This is a genomic window from Pseudomonas sp. NFIX49, from assembly GCF_900115915.1.
In the GTDB taxonomy this organism is placed as follows: Bacteria; Pseudomonadota; Gammaproteobacteria; order Pseudomonadales; family Pseudomonadaceae; genus Aquipseudomonas; species Aquipseudomonas pharyngis.
This window is the reverse complement of sequence record NZ_FOYE01000011.1, coordinates 76,247-94,676: the sequence shown is the minus strand read 5'-3', so window position 1 is coordinate 94,676 and position 18,430 is coordinate 76,247. Positions and strand designations below refer to the sequence as shown.

12 protein-coding genes are annotated in these 18,430 nt (G+C 61.3%); 4 read left to right on the top strand and 8 right to left on the bottom strand.

From position 1 onward, the window contains the following. The 3 genes from BMZ46_RS27470 to BMZ46_RS27460 form a co-directional block, all read right to left on the bottom strand. A complete protein-coding gene (locus BMZ46_RS27470; protein WP_003206307.1) occupies positions 1-1,251 on the bottom strand; it encodes a sarcosine oxidase subunit beta in 1,251 nt (416 codons plus the stop codon). A gap of 20 nt (positions 1,252-1,271) precedes the next feature. Next, a complete protein-coding gene (gene glyA / locus BMZ46_RS27465; protein ID WP_011336274.1) occupies positions 1,272-2,525 on the bottom strand; it encodes a serine hydroxymethyltransferase in 1,254 nt (417 codons plus the stop codon). A gap of 156 nt (positions 2,526-2,681) precedes the next feature. Next, positions 2,682-3,392 carry a TraX family protein gene (locus BMZ46_RS27460; protein WP_074692146.1) on the bottom strand — a complete coding sequence of 237 codons (711 nt, stop codon included), beginning with the start codon at positions 3,390-3,392 and terminating at the stop codon, positions 2,682-2,684. Between the two features lie 128 nt (positions 3,393-3,520). On the opposite strand from BMZ46_RS27460, the gene BMZ46_RS27455 reads away from it, so the two are divergent. From BMZ46_RS27455 to BMZ46_RS27445, 3 genes are all read left to right on the top strand, one after another. Beyond that, the gene (locus BMZ46_RS27455; RefSeq protein ID WP_074692143.1) at positions 3,521-4,561 is read left to right on the top strand and encodes a threonine aldolase family protein; all 1,041 of its coding nucleotides are present in this window, start codon (positions 3,521-3,523) and stop codon (positions 4,559-4,561) included. A gap of 324 nt (positions 4,562-4,885) precedes the next feature. Next, positions 4,886-5,419: an REP-associated tyrosine transposase gene (locus tag BMZ46_RS27450; protein ID WP_074692140.1), complete on the top strand. Its 534-nt coding sequence runs from the start codon at positions 4,886-4,888 to the stop codon at positions 5,417-5,419. 452 nt (positions 5,420-5,871) lie between these two features. Then, the gene (locus BMZ46_RS27445) at positions 5,872-6,696 is read left to right on the top strand and encodes an SDR family oxidoreductase (protein WP_039768013.1); all 825 of its coding nucleotides are present in this window, start codon (positions 5,872-5,874) and stop codon (positions 6,694-6,696) included. 229 nt (positions 6,697-6,925) lie between these two features. Here the strand turns inward: BMZ46_RS27445 and gbcB are convergent, their stop codons facing one another. Next, entirely contained in the window at positions 6,926-8,026 is a 1,101-nt protein-coding gene (gene gbcB / locus BMZ46_RS27440) for a glycine-betaine demethylase subunit GbcB (protein WP_011336281.1), read from the bottom strand. Between the two features lie 293 nt (positions 8,027-8,319). Here gbcB and gbcA point away from each other — a divergent pair, with 293 nt between their 5' ends. Further along, complete coding sequence (gbcA, locus tag BMZ46_RS27430; RefSeq protein ID WP_039768012.1) at positions 8,320-9,612, top strand: glycine-betaine demethylase subunit GbcA; 1,293 nt, start codon at positions 8,320-8,322, stop codon at positions 9,610-9,612. Between the two features lie 117 nt (positions 9,613-9,729). Here gbcA and BMZ46_RS27425 read toward each other — a convergent pair whose 3' ends face one another. The 4 genes from BMZ46_RS27425 to BMZ46_RS27410 form a co-directional block, all read right to left on the bottom strand. Beyond that, complete coding sequence (locus BMZ46_RS27425) at positions 9,730-10,974, bottom strand: metallophosphoesterase family protein (protein ID WP_074692138.1); 1,245 nt, start codon at positions 10,972-10,974, stop codon at positions 9,730-9,732. A 25-nt stretch (positions 10,975-10,999) separates the two neighbouring features. Further along, entirely contained in the window at positions 11,000-12,868 is a 1,869-nt protein-coding gene (locus BMZ46_RS27420) for a c-type cytochrome (RefSeq protein WP_074692135.1), read from the bottom strand. Positions 12,869-13,016: 148 nt separating this feature from the next. Next, positions 13,017-16,469 (bottom strand): GMC family oxidoreductase N-terminal domain-containing protein, encoded by a 3,453-nt coding sequence (locus tag BMZ46_RS27415; protein ID WP_074692131.1) that lies wholly within the window; start codon positions 16,467-16,469, stop codon positions 13,017-13,019. 1,185 nt (positions 16,470-17,654) lie between these two features. Then, positions 17,655-18,425: an electron transfer flavoprotein subunit beta gene (locus BMZ46_RS27410; RefSeq protein WP_074692129.1), complete on the bottom strand. Its 771-nt coding sequence runs from the start codon at positions 18,423-18,425 to the stop codon at positions 17,655-17,657. Between the last annotated feature and the right edge of the window lie 5 nt (positions 18,426-18,430).

Sequence of the window (18,430 nt, the reverse complement as noted above, 5' to 3'; positions counted from 1 at the left end):
TTAGTGGGCGACAGCCGCAGCGCCGTGTTCGTCGATCAACGCACCGTTGTGGAAACGGTCGATGGAGAAAGGAGCGGCCAGCGGGTGCATTTCACCCTTGGCCAGACTCGCGGCAAACACGTTGCCCGAGCCAGGTGTGGCCTTGAAGCCACCGGTGCCCCAACCGCAGTTGAAGAACATGTTCGGTACCGGGGTTTTCGAAATGATCGGGCAGGCGTCCGGCGTGGTGTCGACGATGCCGCCCCACTGACGGTTCATGCGCACTCGCGACAGCACCGGGAACATCTCGACGATGGCCTGGATGGTGTGCTCGATCACCGGGTACGAACCGCGCTGGCCGTAGCCGTTGTAGCCGTCGATACCGGCGCCGATCACCAGGTCGCCCTTGTCGGACTGGCTGATGTAACCGTGCACGGCGTTGGACATGATCACGCTGTCGATGATCGGTTTGATCGGCTCTGACACCAGCGCCTGCAGCGGGTGGGATTCGATCGGCAGACGGAAACCGGCAAGCTTGGCCATGTGCCCGGAGTTACCGGCGGTGACCACGCCGACGCGTTTGGCGCCGATGAAGCCCTTGTTGGTTTCAACACCGATGCACACGCCGTTTTCCTTGCGGAAACCGATCACTTCGGTCTGCTGGATCAGGTCCACGCCCAAGGCGTCGGCGGCACGGGCAAAACCCCACGCCACGGCATCGTGACGGGCCACGCCACCGCGACGCTGAACGGTCGCGCCCATCACGGGGTAGCGGGTATTTTTCGAGCAATCGAGGTACGGGATTTCGTCCGCGACCTGCTTGGCGTTGAGCAGTTCGCCGTCGACGCCGTTGAGACGGTTGGCGCTGACCCGACGCTCGGAATCACGGATGTCCTGCAGGGTGTGACACAGGTTGTAGACGCCGCGCTGGGAGAACATCACGTTGTAGTTCAGGTCCTGAGACAGGCCTTCCCACAGTTTCATCGCGTGTTCGTACAGGTGAGCCGACTCGTCCCACAGGTAGTTGGAGCGAACGATGGTGGTGTTGCGCGCGGTGTTACCGCCACCCAACCAGCCCTTCTCGACCACGGCCACGTTGGTGATGCCGTGCTCTTTGGCCAGATAGTAGGCCGTCGCCAGACCGTGCCCGCCGCCGCCGACGATGACCACGTCGTAGACCTTTTTCGGGGTCGGCGTGCGCCACATGCGCTGCCAGTTTTCGTGGTGGCTGAGGGAGTGTTTGAAGAGGCCGAAGCCCGAATAGCGTTGCATAGTCATGTACTCCAGAACGCTCAGCGATAAACCGGGAAGTCAGCACACAGGGCCGAAACCTGCTGGGCGACGTTGGCCTCGACATCGGCATCGCCGAGGTTGTCGAGGATGTCGCAGATCCAGCCGGCCAGCGTCACGCACTGGGTCACCTTGAAGCCGCGAGTGGTCACCGCCGGAGTGCCGATGCGCAGGCCGGAGGTCACGAACGGCGACTGCGGGTCGTTCGGTACGGCGTTCTTGTTGACGGTGATGTGCGCGCGACCGAGGGCGGCGTCGGCGTCCTTACCGGTGAGGCCCTGACGGATCAGGCTGACCAGGAACAGGTGGTTGTCGGTGCCGCCGGACACTACATCGTAGCCACGTTTGATAAATACGCTCGCCATCGCCTGGGCGTTGTCGATCACTTGTTGCTGATAGGCCTTGAAGCCTGGCTCCAGCGCTTCTTTGAAGCAGACGGCTTTACCGGCGATAACGTGCATCAGCGGGCCGCCCTGGGCGCCGGGGAATACCGCCGCGTTGAGTTTCTTCTCGATTTCTTCGTTGGCCTTGGCCAGGATCAGGCCGCCACGGGGACCGCGCAGGGTCTTGTGGGTGGTGGTGGTGACCACGTCGGCGTACGGCAGCGGGTTCGGGTACAGACCGGCAGCCACCAGACCGGCGACGTGGGCCATGTCGACGAACAGCAGCGCACCGACCTTGTCGGCGATCTGACGGAAGCGCGGGAAGTCGAGGGTTTTCGAGTAGGCCGAGAAACCGGCGACGATCATTTTCGGCTTGCACTCGACAGCCAGCCGCTCGACTTCGTCGTAATCGATCAGGCCGGTTTTGGTGTCGATGCCGTACTGCACGGCGTTGTACAGCTTGCCCGAGGACGAGACCTTGGCGCCGTGGGTCAGGTGACCGCCGTGGGCCAGGCTCATGCCGAGGATGGTGTCGCCCGCTTGCAGCAGGGCCAGGTACACGGCGCTGTTGGCCGAGGAACCGGAGTGAGGCTGGACGTTGGCGTAATCGGCGCCGAACAGCTGCTTGGCGCGTTCGATGGCCAGCGCTTCGACCTTGTCGACGTGCTCGCAGCCACCGTAGTAGCGCTTGCCCGGATAACCTTCGGCGTATTTGTTGGTCAGGCCGCTGCCTTGCGCTTGCATCACGCGTTTGCTGGTGTAGTTCTCCGACGCGATCAGCTCGATGTGATCTTCCTGACGTTGCTCCTCGGCATTCATCGCCGCCAGCAGTGCATCGTCGTAACCCTGGATCTGGTCTTGCTTGCTGAACATCGCGTCTCTCCCAGCGGCATCTGTGCGCCATTCGTCTCGGTAAGGCACGGCGTTCAGCCAGTGCCCTTTGATGCGATGGTATGGCCGGCGCAGGGAGGTCAAATGCCTACGGACGCCACGCAAAGGTGCGTTTACGACATGGCGGCGGCGACGGACTCAAACAAGCAGCTGGCGCAAGGCCAGAAGAACCATGAAATGCGCGGGATAGAGCGCATACGCCCAGCGCCGCATGGGTGGCGCGTGGAGGCAAGTGGCGTGTCGCAATAGGAACATTCCGAGCAGTGGCGCGATCAGGCAGGTCGCAATCCCGAGGATGGCGACGATGTTGCCGAACTGCGCGGATTCGTAGAGCACCCGCCATTGATTAGCGGCCAGACACAGCAGGCCCGGCAACAGGCTGAAAAACCAGGGTTTGCGAAACACCAGCAACATCGCCAGCGGCAGCAGGACGCCGAACAGACCGAACATCAGTCGCTCCGGGAACAGCGCGGCCACCAGCAAAGCACTGACGCCCAGCAGTCGCGAAATCAGCGCTCGATCCTGCCAGCCCCGCGCCACCAGCAGGCCCAGCGCCAGGGTGGGCATTACGTTCAAGGTGTCGGGCTCGGGAATGTACAAGCGGTAGGGAATCTCGCTGAGCAGGCTGAACAGCAGCAACCAGCCCAGATAGCGCCACTCGGTCTTGCGCGCGCCGTCCCGCGCCAGATTTGCCGCCATCGCCAGACAGAACCAGGGGAACGCCAGCCGCCCCGGCACATACAGCCAATCGGCGCTGATCCCGACATATCGCAAGTGATCGAGCAGCATGCTCAGCAGCGCCAGCCACTTGAGCAGATCGAGTGCGCCGTCGCGCCGGCTCAGGTGCATAATCGGCTCGCATCCCTGTAATGTTCTGACAGCGACATCCCGTGTGCTCCCCGGATGATCTTCGGTACAGTGCGCACCATCATTGACCCCACGAAGCGCCACAAGCGCCTCGATCACGGAAGCCGGCCATGACCGACAAGAGCCAACAATTCGCCAGCGACAACTACTCCGGTATCTGCCCTGAAGCCTGGGCTGCCATGGAACAGGCCAACCACGGCCACCAGCGCGCCTATGGCGACGATGAATGGACAGCCCGCGCCTCGGATGATTTCCGCAAGCTGTTCGAGACCGACTGCGAAGTGTTCTTCGCCTTCAACGGCACCGCCGCCAACTCCCTCGCGCTGTCGTCGCTGTGCCAGAGTTACCACAGCGTGATCTGCTCGGAAACCGCCCACGTCGAAACCGACGAATGCGGCGCGCCGGAATTCTTCTCCAACGGTTCGAAACTGCTGATCGCCGGCACCGAAAACGGCAAGATCACCCCGGCCTCGATCCGCGAAGTCGCACTCAAGCGCCAGGACATCCACTACCCGAAACCGCGCGTCGTGACCCTGACCCAGGCCACCGAAGTCGGCAGCGTCTACACCCCGGAAGAAGTCCGCGCCATCAGCGACACCTGCAAGGAGCTGGGCCTGAACCTGCACATGGACGGCGCGCGTTTCTCCAACGCCTGCGCCTTCCTCGGCTGCTCGCCGGCAGACCTGACCTGGAAGGCCGGCGTCGACGTGCTGTGCTTCGGTGGCACGAAAAACGGCATGGCGGTGGGTGAGGCAATCCTGTTCTTCAACCACAAACTGGCCGAAGACTTCGACTACCGCTGCAAACAGGCCGGGCAACTGGCGTCGAAGATGCGCTTCCTGTCGGCGCCGTGGGTCGGCATCCTGGAAAACGACGCCTGGCTCAAATACGCCCGCCACGCCAACCACTGCGCGCAACTGCTGGCCGAACTGGTCAGCGACATCCCGGGCGTGGAACTGATGTTCCCGGTCCAGGCCAACGGCGTGTTCCTGCAACTCTCGGAACCGGCCATCGCCGCCCTGACCGCGCGCGGCTGGCGCTTCTACACCTTCATTGGCAAGGGCGGCGCGCGCTTCATGTGCTCGTGGGACACCGAAGAAGAACGCGTATGCGAACTGGCGCGCGACATCCGCGAAGTCATGTCGGCCTGATCGCCTCCTCCTTGATCGTTCCCACGCTCCGCGTGGGAATGCATACCGGAACGCTCCGCGTTCCTGCCCCACCACTGATGTAACGCCAGGCACCGTCATGACGCGGAGCGTCAATGGCTGCATTCCCACGCGGAGCGTGGGAACGATCAAAAGCTACAGATGACTTTTCCCACCGCCGCTACAGACTTCGCCTCTAGCGCGATCACTCCGACCACCCCACTCTGCTCGTCCCCCCGTCGAGGCGTCGAACCGTCCACGTGGGAATGCATCCGGGGACGCTCCGCGTTCCTCTCAGCAGCACCGCAAGATTCAAGGATGAATCCCATGGGCCGAAGTCGCTACACCATCACCGAACCTGAAAAGCCTCACTTCCTGACCTGCACGCTGGTGGAGTGGCTGCCACTGTTCGTCCGCCCTTACCTCGTCGACCACCTGCTCAACTGTTGGCGCTATCAACAATCCCACCAGCAACTGAAGCTCTACGGCTACGTGATCCTGGAAAACCACCTGCACTTCGTCGCCCAGGCGCCTGACCTGAGCAAATGCCTGAGCCAATTCAAATCCTTCACCGCCCGACAGATCATTGATGACCTGCAAAACAGGGGCGCCGAAAGAGCATTGAAGCGCCTTCGCTTCAGCAAACGGGCACACAAGGAAGATCGGGTGTATCAGATGTGGCAGGAAGGCGCTCACGCAGAGATGGTCTACAGCGAAGAAGTCATGCGCCAGAAACTCGATTACATCCATAACAACCCGGTAAAGCGTGGTTATGTGGAGTTACCGGAACACTGGCGGTATTCAAGCGCCCGAAACTATGCAGGGCTGGATGGGTTGATCGAGGTTCAGCGCTGGTACTGAAGCTCCCGGTATCCCACACGCAGATCGTTCCCACGCTCTGCGTGGGAATGCATACCGGGACGCTCCGCGTTCCTGCCGCACCACCGATGCAACGCCAGGCATCGTCATGACGCGGAGCGTCAAGGGCTGCATTCCCACGCGGAGCGTGGGAACGATCACCACTCAAAGCGACAACTGACTCTCTTACCGCCGCCACAGTCGCCTCCTGACGCTAGGTCACATCGACCTCCTTACCCTTCTCGTTCCCACGCTCCGCGTGGGAATGCATACCGGAACGCTCCGCGTTCCTGCCCCACCACTGATGCAACGCCAGGCATCGCCATGACGCGGAGCGTCAAAGGCTGCATTCCCACGCGGAGCATGGGAACGATCTGGCTCCCTATCGTTTCAGCTCCATCGTCTACATTGTCTGTCGAGCCATCGCTCACATAACAATAAGCAGGAGCATCCGCATGTCGCTGAAAGACAAAACCCTGTTCATCACTGGCGCCAGCCGTGGCATCGGGCGTGAGATTGCGCTGCGGGCCGCGCGGGACGGGGCCAATATCGTAATCGCGGCCAAGAGCGCCGAGCCGCACGCCAAGTTGCCCGGCACCATCCACAGTGTCGCCGCCGAAGTCGAAGCGGCCGGCGGCAAGGCTTTGGCGCTGCAACTGGATGTGCGTGATGAAGACGCGGTGCGTCAGGCGCTGGCCCAGGCCAATGAACATTTCGGCGGGATCGATGCGCTGGTGAACAACGCCGGGGCGATCAAGTTGACCGGTGTGCAGCACATCGAGCTCAAGCGTTTCGACCTGATGCACCAGATCAACACTCGCGCGGTTTTGCTGTGCAGCCAGGCGGCCCTGCCCTACCTGAAGAAATCCTCCGGGCACATTCTCAACCTGTCACCGCCGCTGAATCTGGCCAGCAAATGGTTCGCGCAATACAGCCCCTACACCGTGACCAAGTACGGCATGAGCATGCTGACGGTCGGGATGAGCGAGGAATTCGCCAACTACGGGATCAGCGTCAATTCGCTGTGGCCGCAGACCATGATCGCCACGGCGGCGATCGAATTTCAGCTGGGCAATCGCGAGTCGTTCAAGCATGCGCGCACGCCAGCGATCATGGCGGATGCGGCACATGTGATTCTGGACAGCAGCGGACGGCGAATTACCGGACGGTTGTTGATTGATGAGGAGATTTTGCGCGAAAGCGGTGTGACCGAATTCGATCATTACCGTTTTGAGCCGGGGAGTGATGCGAAGTTGATGACGGATTTGTTTGTGGATTGATCAGCAAGTCTGTGAAATCCCCCTCACCCTAGCCCTCTCCCAGAGGGAGAGGGAATCGACCGAGTTGTTTTGGCGAGCCACATCGACCTGCAAGACCTTATCGATTATGGATTCGGCAAAGAAGATTCAGGTCGGCGTATTCCTTGAACATCCCCCAATCAGCTCCCTCTCCCTCCGGGCGGTCCGACGTTTCGGGAGGGCTGGGGTGAGGGGGCTTTTGAAGAACCACTCAATATTCGATCCGAACATCCCCCTTCGGCACACTGCAGCAAGAAAGAATGTACCCCTCCGCCTCGTCGTCCTCGGTGATCCCGCCGTTGTGATCCATCTCCACTTCGCCACCCAGTTTGAGCACCTTGCACGTCCCGCAAATCCCCATGCCGCAGGCTTTCGGGATCATCAGGCCGACCTTGGCAGCCGCCGCATGCACGGTCTCGCCCGGCGCAACACGGATGCTCTTGTCCGAAGAGGTGAATTCCACCAGGTGCAGATCAGCCGCCGGGACTTCCGGTGCTTCCGCCGCCTGTTCGGCCTGCTCCACCGCATCGGCACGAGCTTCCGGCGGCGTGGCGCCGAAGGATTCCTCGTGATAGCGCTTCATGTCGTAGCCGGCGTTTTCCAGCAGGCGCTTGACCGCGGTCATGTACGGCGTCGGGCCGCAGCAGAAGACTTCGCGCTCGAGGAAGTCCGGCACCATCAGTTCCAGCATCTTATGGTTGAGGTAGCCGCGATAACCGGCCCACGGTTCGCCCAGTCCATGCTTCTCGCAGATCAGGTGCAGACTGAAGTTGTCGATCCGCGACGCCATGTGTTCCAGCTCGCGGTGGTAAATGATGTCTTTCGGCGAGCGGGCGCTGTGGATAAACGTCATGTCGACGTTGCCGTTGGTGTCGTAGAACCAGCGCGCCATCGACATCACCGGGGTGATGCCGACACCGCCGCTCAGGTACAGCACTTTCGGGCTCGGGAAGTCGATGGCGTTGAACAGCCCGACCGGCCCGTGCACCGCCAGCTCCTGGCCTTCATGCAGCGTGTCGTGCAGCCAGTTGGACACCTTGCCCCCCGGCACGCGCTTGATGGTTACCGAAAAGCTGTACGGCACCGACGGCGAGCTGGAGATGGTGTACGAACGCATGATCGGCTGGCCTTCGATTTCCAGCTCCAGGGTCACGAACTGCCCGGGCTTGAAGAAGAACAGGATCGGCTGGTCGGCCATGAAGCAGAAGGTACGCACATCCCAGGTTTCCTGGATGACTTTGACGCAACGGACGATGTGTCGGCCATTGGCCCAGGTCTGGGTGGTGACCGGATTCAGGAAGCTGTTCGACATGCTGTTCTCCACGGCCGACTGTCGGCCTTCATGTGGCGATTCTGCGTATAGCGCGAACGCCCCGTTTACCTATCCGCGACATTGACATACTTATCGCGACCAGCCCCCAACCACCGGGGGTTGCGCGTCGGGAACAGATTGCACCATGTCGCCCATGGATAAGGTTCCGGGCAGCGGCGGCCCCACACTCGCCCCAACACAAACAGATTCTTTACACCTTGCGTTGCACCCTTTAGCCGCACACCCGATCAGCCACTTTCGCGGCCACGCAGATGGCCTTGAGGAATTCATCGATGGACACCGCAAAAATCAGCCTGGGCGACCCGCTGGAACCCGCACGCAAGGCCACCGCACAAATGCTCCAGGAACGCGAGCGCACCTATTCGCTGCCGCAACCGTTCTACAGTGACGAGCGCCTGTTCGATATCGACATGCAGGAGATCTTCCAGAAAGAGTGGTTGATCGCCGGCATGACCTGCGAGATCCCGGCCAAGGGCAACTACATCACGCTGCAGATCGGCAAGAACCCGATCATCGTCATTCGCGGTGCCGAAGGCGTGGTGCACGCGTTCCACAACGTCTGCCGCCACCGTGGCTCGCGCCTGTGCACCAGCGACAAGGGCAAGGTCGCCAAACTGGTCTGCCATTACCACCAGTGGACGTATGAGCTGGACGGTCGCCTGCTGTTCGCCGGCACCGAGATGGGCGCCGACTTCGACATGAAGCAGTACGGCCTCAAACCGGTGAACGTGAAGACTGCCGGCGGCTACATCTTCATCAGTCTGGCGGAGAACCCGCCGGCCATCGATGACTTCCTGTCGACGCTGAACCACTACATGGAACCGTACGACATGGAAAACACCAAGGTGGCGGTGCAAACCACCTTGATGGAAAAGGCCAACTGGAAACTGGTGCTGGAAAACAACCGCGAGTGCTACCACTGCAACGGTTCGCACCCGGAACTGCTGAAAACCCTGCTGGAATGGGACGACGTCACCGACCCGCGCGCCGATCAGGCGTTCAAGGACCACGTCGCCGCCTCCGCCGCTGCCTGGGAAGCCGAGAAGATCCCTTACGCCCACGCCAGTTTCGGCCTGCGCAACCGTATCGTGCGCATGCCGCTGCTCAAGGGCACCGTGTCGATGACCATGGACGGTAAACAGGGCTGCGCCAAGCTGATGGGCCGGATCAAGAACCCGGACCTGGGCTCGATGCGCATCCTGCACCTGCCGCACTCGTGGAACCACTGCATGGGCGACCACATCATCGTGTTCACGGTGTGGCCGATCAGCGCTCAGGAAACCATGGTCACCACCAAATGGCTGGTGCACAAGGATGCGGTCGAAGGCGTGGATTACGACGTCGAACGCATGCGCCAGGTGTGGGACGCGACCAACGATCAGGACCGTCGTCTGGCCGAAGAGAACCAGCGCGGGATCAACTCCACCGCGTACCAGCCGGGGCCGTACTCCAAGACCTATGAATTCGGCGTAGTCAACTTCGTGGACTGGTACAGCGAGCGGATGCTGAGCAACCTCGGCGCCGAGCCTGCGCCGTACCTCAAAGGCGTGCCGGTCCAAGGCTGATTGCATCTGACAGATCGTTCCCACGCTCTGCGTGGGAATGCAGCCGGGGACGCTCTGCGTCCCAAAAGCGGACGCAGAGCGTCCATTGAGGCATTCCCACGCGGAGCGTGGGAACGATCATTGGGATGACCACCTTACCGATCCATCCTCCCCGATAAACTCCTCGAAAATCTCCTCCCCCACCAACCTGATCTTCGCGTAGCCGTTCAACACCCGCAGCGGATAGTCCGGATCGTTGGCATCCTGCGTCTCCGAAAACAGCACCCGCGAATGCCCGTTCAGCTCGCTGGTGGTGCCGTAGGGAATCGCTCCATGCCCGGCACAGCGCGCGTGCAGCCCACCCTGCGGCGCATAGACGATGCCATTGTGCAGATGCCCCCAGTACCAGTAATCCGGCTCGCGCCCCAGTGCATCGCACACCGGTTGATACAGCGCGGTCTTGTTGTGCCCGGTGATGTCCAAGCCCTGATGGTGGCTGAGCACCATGAGTTTCTTGCGTTTGGGCAGGCTTTTCATCCACTCGATCTGCGGCTTGTTCAACGTGCCGTCCATATACAGGTTCATGACATCCGAGGCGTACGCGGTGTCCAGCCCGACAATCAGCCAGTCATCGTTGATCAGGGCAAAGTAGCTGGTGCCCTGCTGCCCCGGAAAACGCGCGGCCAGTTCCTTGAAATAGCCGTGGGCGCCGCTGTACATCTCGTGATTGGAATTGAGGGTGAACGAGCCGTGGGTACCCATCGGCCAGCCGGCCATGTCGGTGTCTTCCTGGGAGTGGGTGCCGGCGTAATAGACATCCCCCAGGTGAATGGTGAAATCGGCATTGGCCAATTGCATCTGGTTGGCCACCGACACCGCCGGCGCATGGCTGTTGAACGGCCCGGTGCCCCAGTCGCCGGCAATCGCCAGCGTCACTTCGCGATCCATGGTCACCATTGCCGGATCGGTGCCGAAAGTCGCGTGATGGCGCAGGTTCTCGATCCACTTCAGCAGCGCCTCGCTCCACAGCAGATCCAGCAGCTCCCACTTGCGACAGCCCAGCAGCGTGCCGTCCTTGAGCACCTTGGTCTGCAGTTGATCGGGCGATTGCGGTAACGGCGTCGCGTTGCCGATACGCAGGATCGACAGGCCGTGGGACAACTCCCACGGCACCGCCGGCTCGTCGGTCGGCAACTCGCCGTGCTTGAGCACGTATTGCGCCTGATCGTGACCGCGCTGGAGCAATTTGATGATGGCTTGAAACTCCTGCGGCTCCAGCTCGCTGATGAGCTTCATCCAGGCCATTTCGATGCGCGTGAACAAGCCGTGCAGGCGCAGCTTGACCTTGTCGTATTCGTGTTTCAGATGACCAACCGCTGACATGGCGTAATCCTCTATCCGTAGGGGTTCACAGGGTTTTCATGAATTCGATCAGCGCACGCTTGTCGTCGTCCGACAGCGTCGTGCCGTACAGGTGACCGCTGTTGTGGTTGCCCTCCAGGCGCGTGTCGTAGGTGAAATCCGCCGAGGCTTTGGCCTGGGCGCCACTGGTCACGAAGCCGACGTTGACCGGGTCGTAGACATCGGAGCCGGTGATGAACACCTGCGGACGTTTTTCCGGCGGTTGCAGCAAGTCCCACAGGGTCGGCACCGAACCGTTGTGCAGATACGGCGCGCGCAGCCAGATGCCGTCGGTGGGCGTGTTGCTGTAGCTCTGGGTCTTGCGGTAGGCGCCGAAATCGAACGGCGGTTTCTTGAAGGTGTGGAACGCCGCCACCAGCCCTGTGGTGAACGAGTTCAGCCGGTGCGGATCGGTGCCGAGCTGGTCGATGTTGGTGGTGACCTGCCCGGTGTCGACGCGACCGAAATCGTGACAACCCGCGCAGTTAGCCTCCCACACCGGTTTGCCCTGAGCGACCTTCGCCTGATCCAGTGCCCACGGCCACGCCGGCGCCTTGTGCCCGAGCAGCCAGTTGGTCACCCGATTGAAGCTCGGCGGCAGCACCGACTCCGGCGTCGCGCCCACGGCCATCGCGGCGGCGTAGTTGCGCTCGTGGATCTTGTTGTTATTGCCGTCCCAGTGCAGGTACATCGATTCCCGGGGTTTCTGGTTCCACACTTGCGGCAGGTCGACGGTGCCTATGGTCGAGTCATCCGGGAAGCCGAACACCACCATCTTCGTCGGGTTGAAGGTGTCGGTACGCCCCGGTCCCTGTTGCGGGCGCAGCTTCTGCCAGGCGTACGCCTGCTTCTGTTTGAGCAGCGCGGTCTTGGCCATCGGGATGATCAGGTAACGGTTGTAGATCTTCTCGAAGAAGCCCAGCTGAAACTTGCTGTTGATCGCCGCCATCACCGCGTCGGTGGTGAATTTCGGATCACTGGCGCAATCGTAGGCGAACCACTGGAAGGCCTGCAGTTGCAGGGTGTTGGCCGGTGCGCTCGGCACATTCACCGCGACGTCGCTGGCATTCGCCCGGTAGGAACCGGTGTGGCACAGCGCACAATTCGGCTCGACGGTCGGGTAGCCGATCTGTCGCTTGGCCATGCCGATCGGCAGGTCCTTGCCGTTCTCGAACAGGAAACCGAAGACTTCCCAGCCACCGGGTTTCGGCAGTTTTTCCGAGCACATCTGCGGCAGCACGGAGAACAGGTAATACGGAATCCGCGCCTCGATACCCAGGCCAATCGCGGCGTATTTGTAGTGATCTTCGTCGGAGGCGTAATCCTGCTCCGGCACCACGCGCAGCATCTGATACCAGGTCTGGTAACCGATGAACGCCAGCAGCGCCACCACGACCAGCGTGCCGACCTTGAACCCGTGGCTCTGCCAGTGCCGCGCCCACGCTGCGCGCCATTCGCGCCAGCCCTCACAGAGCAGCGTCAAGGGTCGGTTTTCAGGGGGGGTGCCGAGGTACAGCAGGATGCCGAGGATCAGGAAAAAGCTCAGATCGCCCATCAGCATCGGTACGAACACCGAGCCCTGGCTGCTGGTGTTGATCAGGTAGATCCAGAACGCCACGGCGATCAGCCGCGTCAGCACGCACAGCCAGGAATGCACCACGTAGCGCGGCGCGTTGAAGCCCGACGGCATGTAGAACACGCTGATGCCGACCAGCAGCATCCCGGCGTTTTCCAGCCACGGGTCGGAGAGTTGCGGCGGCAGGCCGACCACCGATGTCAGCAACCCCGGCGCAAACAGCGCCGGGATCGCGAACACCATGTTCATCGCAATGCCGAGCCAGATGAAGCGTTGAAACCAGCGGATGTAGCTGTCCATATCAGTTCCCCAGATCGTTCCCCCGTCGAAGCGTCGAACCGTCCGCGGGGGAATGCATCTCGTGACGTTCCGCGTCACAAAAGCGGACGCAGAGCGTCCATGGCGGCGTTCCCACGCAGAGCGTGGGAACGATCGACACGATCGGGGGCTATCCGAGGGCTGTTTTCTCCAGGTGTTCAAGGATGATCGGATACACATCGACCACCGCGTTCTTGCCGAACATGCAATCGATGTGGCCGTAACCCGGCACCACATGCCGGCTGTAGCGTTCCGGCCCGTGTTTCTCGCAAACCCGCTGGTAGGTCTTGAGCGTGCTTTCCGGAAGATAACACTGGTTGTCAGCGCCGCTGATGAAACAGATCGGCATGGTCAGCCGATCAAAGTGCGGCATGTACACGTCGTGCCCTTTGAAATCCACCAGATGCCCTTTGCGCACGATCAGCGCCAGGTGCTCGAAGGTCTCGATGTTCGACTCGCCGAACAGCTCGTGCAGATTGTCGTGCAGCGTCTCGTTGAGGGTGTCGTGGCGATACAGCGAGGCGTACATGAAGGTGATGCGGTGACACACCGGGTTGGTGCAATAGCCCTGGGCTTCGATCCGCGCGTAGCCGTTGAGCGCCTTGTCGTAGAGCCGGTTGAACCAGTTCTCCTTGCTGTCGGCGTAGGCAGTCATGGATTTGATGCCGATTGCGTCAAGCATCCCCGGCAAGTGCAGACCGGCCTTCAGCCCCGTTGCCGTCGCGACCACCGTGTCGGCGGCAATCTGTGAGCAGACCACCGAACGCACGCCCTGCAAACCGGCGAGCAGCGACATGAAGAAGGTCGTCGCGCCGTAGCAATGCACCACGCACTGCACGTCTTTGGCTTTGGTTTCCTGCTGGATCTGTGCGATGGCGGCCTTGAAGTCGTACTGGGCGATCTGGTCGCCGTTCCATTCTTTCTTGCTTGCCGGCAGCAGGATGCTCACCCGGAAATCCAGCAGCCACACGTCGTAGTCGTGCTTGCACAGAAATTCGAGCAGGTTGGTCTGGATCGTATCGGTGGAAAAGATATTCGAGCCCACCCCCAGACCATGCACCAGCATCACCGGTCCTTTGCTGCCGGCCTGATAACGGGTCAGGCGCAACTGCACGCCGTCTTCGGTGGAGAAGAAATGCACGGCAGGCGTCGGTGCATCCAGTGGCCGTTTCAGCCGTGGCGGCGCGTCGGGGTTGAAATATTTGTCACCGGCGAACACCCCGCCGTAACTCTCCCAGAGAATCCCGGCGAAGAACTTGCCGAACCGCGCCAGCCCTTCGATGCGCTCACGCTCGTTGCGCGCATTGAGGACTTTCATGGTGGTCATCTGCTTGGCGAAATCGGTCGGTTTGATGTGCATCACTCCGGAGCCGATCACCTCGCCGGTCTTGTCCGGCCCGCGATACAGCGTGACGTAGAGGGTGCTGGTGTCATGCCAGATATTCAGCACGCCGTTGTCTTCCGGCACGGTCTTGAAGGCACTGAAGAAGTAGTCGTTGCCGTCCTCGGCGGTCAGTTTCATGTCGTACTTCATGTGGCGCGTATCGACCTGCTGCTCGAACTGCTCGAACAGGTTGAACACACCGTTGCTGGCGGTCAGCGGTTCCGGCGACAGCGCCGGGGCGATCACCGTGCCGACGATGGTCGCGGCGTGTTCCGGCTCCTTGATCATCCGGTTGAGGTCGTTGGCGGTGATGGTCAGGGTGAAGTCGATCGGCGAGTTGTCCGCCTCGCCGCGTTTGGCGGCCGCCTCATAAACCTTCAGGTCGGTGCTTTGCGCGGCGGTGAAAGCGCGGGAGAAGTAGCCCTTCATGGTTTCGGTGAACTGCACGCCGAGGGTCGGCGGCGCGGTCTGTTTGCGCGGCGCCGACGGCAGCGTGTAGTCGATCGTCCAGCCTCGGTCTGCCGCCAGCAATCCCATGTTGCGCTCGCTCACGGCGGAAATGGTCAGCAGCGGATTGACCGCCAGTGACGTCGGGATCACCGCGCCGTCGGTCACGTACAGGTTGGCGTAGACATCGGTGCCACTGGCGCCGCTGAACACCTGGCCCTTGTGGTTGACCACGCCTTGTGCGGCGTCTTCGCCCATCACGCAACCACCCAGCGGATGCACCGAGACGATGCTGTGCTTGAGCAGTTTGGTCCAGATCGGATTCTCGACCCAGATCCCGCCCAGGGCCTTGGTGCTCTGATACAGCCGTTGGTTGCCGATCTTGAAGTTTTCCTGCTCGCCGACACCCGGCCAGTCGATGCGCAGTTGATCCTTGCTGTCGAGAACCATGCGTCCCTGGCCGCTGTCGTGGCTCATGATCAGGTACGTCTGCATGTTGTGCAGCGCGCCGTGATACGGGCCGCGCAGGAAGCTTTCGGCTTCGCGCTCCTTGTACTTCACCTTGCCACTGAAGCTGTCGTCGGTGGGCTTGCCGATCATTTCGGCGAACCCGGCCATCGCCGGCACCATCGGCCGGCCGAGCGCGCCGGGGATCGAGCCTTCCTCGATGACCATGCGACTGCTGCGGTCACCCTCGGTGCGCATGTCGATGATCGAGGTGATGCACGGGCCGACCGGTTGCAGTTCCTTGGCCGAATGCGCGCCGAAACCGATGCCGTTGATGGTCTGCTCACAGTTGTGGCCGAAGCCGAGGATGTCGCCGTTGCCGCTCATGTTCTCGCCGAGCTGGCCGGACATCGCCAGGCCTTTGTCCCGCGAACGCAGCAGAATTTCAGTGGAGCCGAGGGTGCCGGCGGACACCACGACGATGTCGGCCTTCACGAACAGCGTCGGCGCATCGAACTTCTCGCGGCCGCTATCGAGGTACTGGAAGTGCACGATCCAGCCATTGCCGTCGCGCTCCAGATGCCGCACCTGGGCCTGACAGAAAATCTCCGCGCCGTGATTGGTGGCGTCCGGCAGATAGTTCATCAGCGTGGTGTTCTTGGCCTTGTTGTTACAACCCGAAACGCAGTCGCCGCAGTGGTTGCACGGCAGTTGCTCGACGCCGACGTGGTTGAGGTTATTGGGCAGTTTGTCGAAGGTCACGTTGATCGGCGGCTTGTAGAAGTGCGCGCCTTGCTTGAGGAAATCTGCGGATTTTTTGTTGGCATCGAGTTTCGGCAGGTTCGGCGAGGTGCTCGGGTAGGGATTGGGTTTGAGCATCTCCCGGGCCTTTTGGTAACCCAACTGGAGCAAGCCGTCGTGGTCTTCGCGCACCGCCAATGGCCAGCGCGGATCCTGAAACACATCGACAGTCGGCTCCAGGGAAACGTTGGCATTGATCAGCGACGTGCCGCCGAGGCCACAACCGACCACCACGTTCTGCTGCGCGTTGACGTGCAGGTCGAACAACCCGGTGCGCGAGCCGATGTGGCCGTCCGGGTCGTGCACCTGCAATTCTTCGGTCGCGGCGATCATGGTGTTGGGGTATTCGCCGGGCTGGATTTCCCGGCCGCGTTCCAGCAGACAGACCCTTTTACCGGCCCTGGACAGGCGCGACGCGGCAATGCCGCCGCCGTACCCGGAGCCGATGACGATCACGTCGTAGTGTTCCTTGATGTCGCTGATGGGCGTTGCGATCCGTGTCATGAGGTGGTTCCTCTCTCAGGCAGATGGGGCAACTCTGCGGTTGCCTGCAATCAATGGGCGAACGGGCACCTGGCCTCCGGGAAATCCCGACGGCAGTACAACGGTTTGGGCAGGAATCAGGCGCTACAGTCGGGCGTGCTGATTGGCGGCACGACGCAACGTGCGCTTGCGCGGCGAAGGTGCCGGCAGAACGCGGAGCGTGCAGGGATTGGGGGGTAAGCGGTGTGGCTGGGTATCCATCACGCGTTCTCCCTGAACCAGATGTGGATAAGTGACAGCTGTCCTTGTGCCATTGCAGTGAAGACAGGCACCGGATCGAAGTCAAGGCAGCCTCTTAGAACTGTATGAAATCTGATCAATCGCCTTTTGGACTAAGCCCGCCGGGGGTTGCAGGGTTTGGCAAACAAGTTATCCACATAGCCACCCACAGCTAATGGGGACAACTGTGGATGACCTAGAAAAATAGTCGCGGTTTTGTGAAGAAAAACCGTGACTTATCCAGAAGCAGGGTTTCCATTAGCGATTGACTGTTTTTTGATCAAATCGCTACATGGCAAGGATTACGTGGCTTGCAGAGGATGGCGAACACCTTATCCACAGAAGCGCCAACAGAGTTCGGGGGTAACTTGGCGGGTGCTGTGGAAAAGCGCTGGAGGCGTTGATAAATCGGGGTTTGCGTGGGGATTGGTGGGTTAAAAGATTGAATTGAACGTTTTTTGATCAGAACTTTGTAAGCCGCGTTTTATATGGCTTGCAGCGGATAGCGAACATCTTATCCACAGAAGCGCCAACAGAGATTGGGGGCAAGTCTGGGAGTTGTTCTGGGGAAAAACTCAGAAAAAACCGCGAGTTAGGCTGGTTGTTTTTTGATCTTTGGGCTAGAGGCCTTGGTTTGTATGGGGTTGGGAGAGGGGCGAACATGTTATCCACAGAGTGGTTAACAGGGATTGTGTGTAAATTCTGAGGAGTGGATGGCTTGTGACCGCTGCCCTCACCCCAGCCCTCTCCCGGGGGGAGAGGGAGCCGACCGAGTTGCCCTTCTGAACTACATCGACCTGAAAGATCAATGTGTTCTCAGGCTTGGCCAAACCAAGGTCACCGCTGAAGTCGCAGGTCGATGTAAATAGCCAGCTCAACTCGGTCAGTTCCCTCTCCCTCCGGGAGAGGGCTAGGGTGAGGGGGCTTCTAGCGGACAACCCCCTCTTCAATCAACAACTTCAAAATCGCTTCCGCCCCGGCCTCAGCAGTCACACCCTTGAGCACCTGCCCCCCACCGCCACTGGCCTTGGCCGTAGCCGCCTTCATCCGGTCCGCCCCGCTCTTCGCCTTGATCACCTTCAACCGTTTCGGCCGGGGCTTGGCCGGTTGCAGGGTCGCCACCGCAAGCAGTTCGTCATCCACCACTTCCACGTCCTCAGCCTGGAGAACCCCACGCCGGGCCGGGCCGTAAGCACTCTGCCGAGGCTTGGGCGCAGCGTTATCCACAGTCGCCAGAAACGGCAAGCGCACCTTCAGCCGGCGCCGCTGCCCGCGAGGCAACGCTTGCAGCACCAACGCCGAACCGTCGTTGATCGACTCGACCTGCGCCAGACCCACCACCAGCGGCCAGCCCAGCCCTTCGGCCAGCAGAAACGGCAACATCCCCGAGCCCTCGCCGGTTTCCGCCTGACTGCCGGTCAACACGACCTGGGCGCCGGCATCCCGCAGATACTCGGTCAACGCCGGCAGCGCATCGGCACCGGCCGGCTGTTCCAGCACATGCATCTGCGCAAGCCCCATGCCCAGATAGGCGCGCAGCGCCGGTTCCGCGATGTCGCCGGCGTGCAGCACTTGCAGGTTGTCCCCCGCCAGTTGCAGGCCGAGTTCCACCGCGCGGGCGTCCTGATCGGCGCGGCGCGGGCGGCCGGAGGTCGGGTGGGCGCCGATTGAAACCAGACTGATGATCTTTGTGCTCATAACCG